The sequence below is a fragment of the Limnospira sp. PMC 1279.21 genome, from assembly GCF_032349615.1.
In the GTDB taxonomy this organism is placed as follows: Bacteria; Cyanobacteriota; Cyanobacteriia; order Cyanobacteriales; family Microcoleaceae; genus Limnospira; species Limnospira fusiformis.
On sequence record NZ_JARPLU010000187.1, the window covers coordinates 1 to 8,205 of the forward strand.

At 42.5% G+C, this 8,205-nt stretch carries 7 protein-coding genes; 4 read left to right on the forward strand and 3 right to left on the reverse strand.

Annotated features, from left to right (window positions below):
• Positions 1 to 111: 111 nt before the first annotated feature.
• Together clpB and P5683_RS20625 are read right to left on the reverse strand one after the other, a co-directional pair.
• Positions 112 to 2,730 carry an ATP-dependent chaperone ClpB gene (gene clpB, locus P5683_RS20620; RefSeq protein ID WP_008052989.1) on the reverse strand — a complete coding sequence of 873 codons (2,619 nt, stop codon included), beginning with the start codon at positions 2,728 to 2,730 and terminating at the stop codon, positions 112 to 114.
• A 217-nt stretch (positions 2,731 to 2,947) separates the two neighbouring features.
• Positions 2,948 to 4,669 (reverse strand): ATP-binding protein, encoded by a 1,722-nt coding sequence (locus tag P5683_RS20625; protein WP_006624101.1) that lies wholly within the window; start codon positions 4,667 to 4,669, stop codon positions 2,948 to 2,950.
• Between the two features lie 368 nt (positions 4,670 to 5,037).
• On the opposite strand from P5683_RS20625, the gene P5683_RS20630 reads away from it, so the two are divergent.
• Together P5683_RS20630 and P5683_RS20635 are read left to right on the forward strand one after the other, a co-directional pair.
• Positions 5,038 to 5,562 (forward strand): DUF937 domain-containing protein, encoded by a 525-nt coding sequence (locus P5683_RS20630; protein ID WP_006624102.1) that lies wholly within the window; start codon positions 5,038 to 5,040, stop codon positions 5,560 to 5,562.
• 21 nt (positions 5,563 to 5,583) lie between these two features.
• Positions 5,584 to 5,877 carry a TIGR03792 family protein gene (locus tag P5683_RS20635; RefSeq protein WP_006617175.1) on the forward strand — a complete coding sequence of 98 codons (294 nt, stop codon included), beginning with the start codon at positions 5,584 to 5,586 and terminating at the stop codon, positions 5,875 to 5,877.
• Positions 5,878 to 5,890: 13 nt separating this feature from the next.
• Here P5683_RS20635 and P5683_RS20640 read toward each other — a convergent pair whose 3' ends face one another.
• A complete protein-coding gene (locus P5683_RS20640; RefSeq protein ID WP_006624103.1) occupies positions 5,891 to 6,025 on the reverse strand; it encodes a hypothetical protein in 135 nt (44 codons plus the stop codon).
• A gap of 114 nt (positions 6,026 to 6,139) precedes the next feature.
• Between P5683_RS20640 and P5683_RS20645 the strand changes: the two genes are divergently transcribed.
• Together P5683_RS20645 and P5683_RS20650 are read left to right on the forward strand one after the other, a co-directional pair.
• Positions 6,140 to 6,955, forward strand: coding sequence for a hypothetical protein (locus P5683_RS20645; protein ID WP_006617174.1), 816 nt, complete (start codon positions 6,140 to 6,142; stop codon positions 6,953 to 6,955).
• 8 nt (positions 6,956 to 6,963) lie between these two features.
• Positions 6,964 to 7,953, forward strand: coding sequence for a nucleoside hydrolase (locus P5683_RS20650; protein WP_006669215.1), 990 nt, complete (start codon positions 6,964 to 6,966; stop codon positions 7,951 to 7,953).
• Positions 7,954 to 8,205 lie beyond the last annotated feature (252 nt).

The following is an 8,205-nucleotide window of genomic DNA, read 5'->3' on the forward strand; positions in this document are numbered from 1 at the left end:
AAACGTTGCATTGTCCAATACTAGAGTCTGACCTGGCTTCAATGTTGGAATTATATATTTTCAATAACCTCGTGATTGTTAAGGATAAAGAATCAGTTAAAATTTAGTTTCTTACTTGATGATTAGTTCTCTGGGTAATTTCTTGAAAGAAAGCCGCTCATTTTCGACATCAACATAGATGGTATTTCCATCATTAAACTCTCCCCGAAGAATGCCTTTGGCAATTTGTGTTTCTAGTTCCTGTTGAATAGCTCGTTTGAGGGGACGGGCTCCATAAACGGGGTCAAAACCGACATCAGCTAGGTAGTCCAGGGCGCTCTCAGACAATTTTAAGGACATTTTATGCTGCTCTAGGCGCTGAGAAAGATTGCCTAATTGTAGGAGGACAATTTCGCGCAATTGGTGGGGTTTGAGAGAGTGGAAAATAATAATTTCATCAATGCGATTAAGAAACTCTGGACGAAAAGCCGATCGCATAGAATCCATAACCCGGTGACGCATTTCCTCATAGCGAGAATCATCGCCAGCAATATCCAAAATATACTGCGACCCAATGTTACTGGTCATAATAATGATAGTATTTTTGAAATCGACAGTACGACCTTGAGCATCAGTCACTCGACCATCATCAAGAATCTGAAGCATGACATTAAAGACATCAGGATGAGCCTTTTCTATCTCATCAAACAGAATGACAGCATAGGGACGGCGGCGGATCGCCTCAGTGAGTTGTCCTCCCTCATCATAACCTACATATCCGGGAGGAGCGCCCAAAAGGCGGGAAACGGAGTGTTTCTCCATGTATTCAGACATATCAACACGCACGATCGCCTCTTCGGTGTCAAATAGGTAGGAGGCTAAAGCCTTAGCTAGTTCGGTTTTACCGACTCCGGTTGGTCCGAGGAAGATAAAACTAGCCACAGGTCGGTTAGGGTCGGACAGACCAGCGCGCGATCGCTGAATAGAGTCAGCGACGGCTGTTACAGCTTCATCCTGTCCCACTACCCGTTGATGTAACTCATCTTCTAAATGCAGTAATTTCTCCTTCTCAGATTCGACTAATTTACTAATAGGAATCCCCGTCCACTTAGAGATAATTTCAGCAATATCAGACTCGGTTACTTCTTCCCGGAGGAGAGTTTTCCCTCCGGTTTGAGTATCTTGTAATTGTGACTCAGCTTGATGGAGTTGTTTTTTGAGAGCTTCCAGGGTCCCATATTTCAACTCAGCAGCGCGGTTGAGATCGTAATTACGTTCGGCTTGTTGAATTTCAATGTTAACCCGATCAATCTCTTCTTTGAGGGACTGAATATGGGTAATTGTATTTTTTTCCGACTCCCACTGAGCGCTGAGGGTGCGTTGTTCTTCCTTCAGGTTGGCTAAGTCTTTTTCCAGTCGTTCTAACCTTTCTTGGGAGGCGGTATCACTTTCTTTTTGCAAAGACAGTTTTTCCATTTCTAATTGGAGGATTTTCCGGTCGATTTCGTCTAGTTCCTCCGGCTTAGAAGTGATTTCCATTTTCAACTTAGCAGCGGCTTCGTCTACCAAGTCGATCGCCTTATCAGGAAGGAAGCGATCGCTAATATAGCGAGTAGACAGAGTAGCCGCCGCCACCAAAGAACTATCAGAAATCTTCACCCCATGATGAACCTCATAGCGTTCTTTCAAGCCTCGTAAAATCGAGATAGTATCAACCACATTAGGCTGATCAACGTAAACCTGCTGAAAACGTCGCTCTAAGGCTGCATCTTTCTCAATATACTTACGATATTCATCTAAGGTTGTGGCACCAATACAGCGCAACTCACCCCTAGCTAACATAGGTTTCAGGAGGTTTCCCGCATCCATCGCACCTTGGGTAGCTCCCGCACCAACAACGGTGTGAATCTCATCAATAAATAGGATGATTTTACCTTCCGAGTCCGTCACTTCTTTCAGGACTGCTTTTAAGCGTTCTTCAAATTCTCCCCGAAACTTAGCCCCCGCAATAAGTGACCCCATATCCAGTGCTATTAGTTTTCTTTCTTGGAGAGATTGAGGCACATCTCCGGCGATAATACGTTGAGCCAATCCTTCTGCGATCGCAGTTTTTCCAACTCCTGGTTCCCCAATTAAAACCGGATTATTTTTAGTGCGCCGACTCAAAATTTGAATAGTGCGACGGATTTCTTCATCCCGACCAATTACCGGGTCTAATTTCCCCATACGCGCCGCTTCAGTTAAATCGCGTCCATATTTCTCCAAGGCTTCATATTTGCCTTCCGGGTTCTGATCTGTCACAGTTTGATTTCCTCGAATTTGGGTAATAATTTGTTGAAGTTTCGCTTCATCTAGTCGAAATTCTTGATAGAGAGTTTTACCAAATCTAGCATCTTTAGTGTAAGCCAATAACAGATGCTCAACCGATATATATTCGTCTCCATATTGTTGGCGGTAGGCTTCAGCGTTGTCTAACAGCGTATCTAAAGTGCGACCTAAATATACGTTGGTGCTGTTTCCTTTAATTTTCGGTTGACGATTAATAAAGTTTTCCGTACTTTCCCGGACCTTAGCTACTGATATTCCCGCTTTGTTAAATAAACTATTAGCCAGTCCATCTTGCTCTAGCAAGGCTTTCATCAAATGCTCAGTTTCGATTTGTTGTTGTTGAGCCTGTTTGACTATATCGGGAGTTTGTGCTAAGGCTTGCCATGCTTTTTCTGTAAATTTACTCGGATCTGTGGGTTGCATAATTTATAACCTCCTATACTGATTTTATCTAATAATTGACTGCTATTAACCATGGGGGACCTTTGGCGGAAGATTTTGATAAGAATGCCATCATTTTCTCAAGGTTTGAGTCTGTCCGACTATTTATAGACTTTAGCTTAATTGACTAGGGGCATTAGTTCTCTATTCCTAACCTTCGGGGTACGGATCACCGAAGTGATCAGCAGAGCTATGGTGGCTACAAATACTGACCAGAGACGTGGACTGGCAGCCAAACGACAAAGGTCGAGCCTACTCCTTCACGGCTTTTGACATAAATGCCGCCGCCTAAAATCTCACACAGTCGTTGGCTGATAGCGAGTCCTAAACCAGTGCCACCAAATCGTTTAGTTGTGGAAGCGTCAGCTTGGATAAAGGCTTTAAAAATGTGTTTAACCTGTTCTTTATTCATACCAATTCCTGTGTCTTTGACCTGAAAAACTAAATACTGAGTTTTAGCACTGGCAAATTTTTCGGCATTCAAGGTGTCTTTTTTCCACTCATTGGGAATTTTGGTTACTCGCTGCACTTGCAGGGTAATGGTTCCTTTATTGGTAAATTTGGAAGCATTACTTAATAGGTTTAATAGCACTTGTCTGACTTTGGGTAAGTCGGCATACATGGTGCCGAGGTCTTTGGCGGTTTTGACTTTCAGAGCGTTATGATTTTTTTCGGTTAAGGGGGTGGCGGTGGCTACGACATCATCAATTAATTGTTGTACGGCAAAATCTTCGAGATACAGGGTGACATGACCTGCTTCGATTTTGGAGATATCCAAAATATCACTAATCATGTCTAAGAGGTGTTTCCCGGCGGTTTGAATCCTCTCTAAATCGGGTAAAAAATCATCGTAGCCTAAATCTTTTGATTCTTCGTGCAGCATTTCGCTATAGCCAATAATGGCGTTTAAGGGGGTGCGAAGTTCATGGCTCATGTTGGCTAAAAATACGCTTTTTGATCGGTTGGCTGCTTCGGCGGCAATTTTGGCTTTTTGGAGTTCTTCGGTGTATTGTGCCACTCGTTTAATTAGTTGGTTAAGGGTGGTTGTGAGTTTGCCGATTTCTGTATGCTGGTCTTCCATTAGGGGAATTCTTAGGGCAAAATCGGAATCTTCTCCTACTTGATCAGCAATGTCAATCATTTTTTCAATCGGATCGGCGATCGCTTTACCTGTATATTTGGCTAGTAACCAACCTAAAACTATAGCGGTTAATAAACTTATTAATATAATGTTACGAGCGATACTTTGTCCGGTTTGTAATTCAACTAAGGCTAAGTCGGCGCGATCGCGGAAATTAACCGCTAACCGCAATGCTTCCCCAGACAAATCATAGAGGTTAGTGGCGGCGGGGCTGTTGTTGAAGTTGTTTAATGATTGTTGGATTATTTGTAGATTTTCTGGGCTATTATTACCAGTTTCTGTAGCTGGAAATATGCGGTTTATTTCCTCTGTATATACAGCGATCGCACTGCTATAATCCTGCAAAATTTCTTGTAATCTTTGATAGTCTGGCTGGATTTTAGGGTCCGTGGTGCTAGGCACTTCCTGCCAATTGTTCAGAGCCAGTTGTAATTGAAAAATTTCTGACCTAATTTGGGAAATTATGATTAATATTTTGTCGGGGTTGTTGATATTATTAACCAGCTTTTTTTGCTGGTCTTTTAGGTCAAAAATATTCGTATCTAAGTTAATTAAAAAATGGGCTTGGTTGTGATTAATCTTAAACTGTTTATTACTGTTATTGGTGAGAACTGTGTTAACTACAAATCCGGTTAACACACCCCCGACGGCTACACCGAGAACAATCATATAGCCACTACTAATTTTTTGCCGAATTCCCAAATTATTGAAAAACGGCAGAGACAACCCCCAAGGAGTTAGGGTATTTGAAGAATTGGGTTTGGGTGAGGTTTGAGGCATCCGTTGCTTTACAATTAGCCAGGAAGGTCTACAAAATACCAGGCGTAACCCTCGGTTCTGATGGCTGTCAGAATTTTAGATTTTGGGGATGTCTGATATTATTATCGGTATCTATAATTCAGGCGGCACATTCAGGATCAAGTTGAGCAGAAGGTGAGAACCTACTGGACAAGTATTCTAGCATTTTAATAAGTCAATTTTGATCAACCTTTGATAAACTTAATGAAGTTGGGAGATGCACGCTCAACAGTGTGCATGGGTCAAGGAACTTTGATAGTCCCCAGGCTATCTGCAAATTTTGGTTTTGGCATGGTGATGGCGCTAGGGGTACACTAGAAGTAAATTTAGTGAATGACGGGTAATTGTCCATGAAACTATTTGATCAAATTGTCGGTGCATTGAATAACCCAGCACTGCAAGCCAACATTAACCAAATTAATGATCTCATAAATACGGCACAACAGCTAGGGGTTAACTTTGGTGGGTCTCCGGAAACCACCCAGGCGGTGATGTCTGTGGTGGGGGACTATGTGCGATCGGCACTCAAGGAAAAGTGCAACCAGGAAGGCAAGGAGTCAGTACAATCCTTTGTTAATCAGTATAGTGGTATCCAAGCGAATCCTGCTGTGGTACAATTGCTATTTTCTCCCCAAACGCAAAATCGACTGATTGAAGCGGTCGAACAGCGCACCGGAGTTAATGCTCAGACTATTAGAAGTTTGCTGCCCCTATTGGTTCCTGTGGTTTTGAACTTTTTGCAAACTGGGACTAATAGCCAAGATCCACAAAAAGGCGAAAATCCGGTTTTGACGAGTTTCTTAGATAGTACCGGTGATGGAGAGGCTGATATTGCGGGTGTGCTGCGACTAGCTAGTAGCTTTTTTAAGCGCTAATCTGATAATTGGTCTAATGATATGGTGATTGAATGGTTACGGTTTAAGGTTCCCCCAACACTGTGGGAAGCCTTTATTCAGAAGGATGAACAGGTTTGGACAGAAGGACTGAAGCAGTTTCCGGGTTTTATTGGTAAGGAAACTTGGGTTGACCCCAAACTCGAAGAGGTGATCCTAGTAATTCGCTGGGAAACTCGCGAACAGTGGAAGTCCATTCCCACAGAAGCCTTAGAAAAGCTAGACCTAGCCATGGGTGATCTGAAAATGCCGATTATTGAAAGCTATGAGTATCAGGTGCGTAAGTTCCTACATTAAGGATTGAGGAAGATTAGCTGAATTTGTCAATGAGGGCAAACATAAGGTTAAGGGTCAGTAAACCTACCCCAATCAGGAGTCCGATAAACGTGGCAATACTCAAAAATGGACGAATTTTGGCGAATCCCTGGTTTGGTTTTGGTTCCATAAAACGGATAACTCCTGCTAGGCAACATATCGGACAATTACGGATTAGACTGGGATTATAACATAATTGCTTGTAGCATAATCGACCTGCTCACTTTTAACCTAAATTGAAATCATGGCTATGTTTTCTCCGATTTCTCACCCAAATCAATCTGTACTTAACCATAATCACAGTGCTGCCATGCCCAAACCTAATTCGTCAGAGTCTGATCTGTTAGCCTCGTCTTTACCTCAGCGCCACTGGTTGGAGTGGGCAGAATATATTTCTTTGGCAAGTTCTGCTATTGGGTCGGTGGTGGTGGCGCTTTCGGGTCAGGCTTTCTATGGGGTTGCGCCTCTGACTGTGGCTCTCTCTCTTAATGTTGCTAACCGACATCGCCTACAACAGTCTATGGGGGAAACTCAGGCTGATGTGGTTGAGGTTCGGGAGTCGGTGGAGGTTTTGGAACAAAAGGCGGTGCGGGCAATTTTGGGGTTGCGCCAACAACTAAGGGGAGATATTGAGGCACTACAAAGCCAATTACCAGAGCCTGTAAGTGAGGATGAATTGATGAGGGTTCGTGGGTCAAAACAGGTGGCTGTGTTAACGGAGTCTGTGGCTTCGTTTCAGAGTGAAATGTCTCAGGCTTTGGATGAGATGGAACAGCAGTTTCACCAGGAAATTGCCCCTTTACAGGGTAGTGTGATTGAGTTACAAAATGCGATCGCATTATTACAAAATCAACAGGGTAAATTGACAACTCCTGTTCAGCGGCAGGCGGGTGATGTGTCTCAAATTCAGGCTGAAATAGAACGCATATCTAATGAAAACGAGACAATTATTAAACCTCATATAAAACGTTTGCTTTTGGTAGTTAAACAAATGCAAAAAACTGAGAGTAATAATTATTTACCTCGTCCACCCAAACCCAATTCTAATAATAAGAATTAGCTGGCAATATGACATTAACAATAAAGCCGAGAAAAATTCTCTTAGATACTGACCCAGGTGGGGATGATGTGTTCGCTTTGCTATGGTTGCAAAGTTTGGTTAGCCAAGGTATGGCTGAATTGGTGGCGGTGACAACTGCAGAAGGAAATGTGGAGGCTCAACGCACTTTTACCACGGCTAGTCAGGTTCTGGCTTGGACTGGAATGGATGGGGTGACGGTGGGTCGTGGGGTGATGGGGGTTAATTCTTTGGTGGGAAATGCTAGTCATATTCACGGGGATGATGGTATCGGGAATTTGTCGGATACTTTACCGCCGCCTACCCATAATTTTGAGGAGGCTTTGGGTTCGCCACAGGTGATTATTGACTGTTTAGAAAAATATCCAGGGGAAATTACTATAGCAGCGATCGCCCCTTTAACTAATTTAGCCGCCGCAGAACAAATACGCCCAGGTATTCTCAAGTTAGCGCGGGAAATTGTGATTATGGGGGGTTCTTTTCATTTGGGGGGAAATGTTACCCCCCATGGAGAGTTTAATATTATTTATAACCCGGAAGCGGCGGCTACTGTTTTCGCCAGTCGTCATGATTTGGTGATGATTTCCTTAGATGTTACCCAGCATTTAATTTTCACCCCAGAAATTAGCGATCGCATAGCCGCAGTTAATCCCCAAAGTGCGATCGCAGAATTTATAGTTGATTTAGTCAAGTTCATGGTAACAACCGCCTTAAAAAACCGCCGCACTCGTGGGATTCCCGGTTTTTTAGTGCATGATGCCGCTACTATCGCTTATATATTCTACCCGGAATTATTCAAGTTTTACCGGGCGAAAGTTGAGATAGAAACCCAAGGAATATCAACTCGCGGTCTCACCTGGTTTGACCGCACCCATAAACCCAAATTAGATGTTAATAGTTGGGTAATTTCCGAGGTAGATGATGATATGTTTTTTGCGATTTTAGTCGAAGACTTGAAACAATTAATAATTAATAATTAATAATTAATAATTGATAATTGATAATTGATAATTAATTACCGATTACCGATTGTCCATGGCCGATTATCGATGGTTGAAAGGATTAATTTTCGTCGCTGAGAATTTGAGGAACTCGGAAGAAATCCCCTAACAATTAATAATTAATAATTAATAATTAATAATTAACAATTCATAATGGACAATTTATAATTGATAACTCAGTACAGGACAAAAAAGCTGAAAGTCTTAGCCAAAAGGGAATCTAGCCGAAAT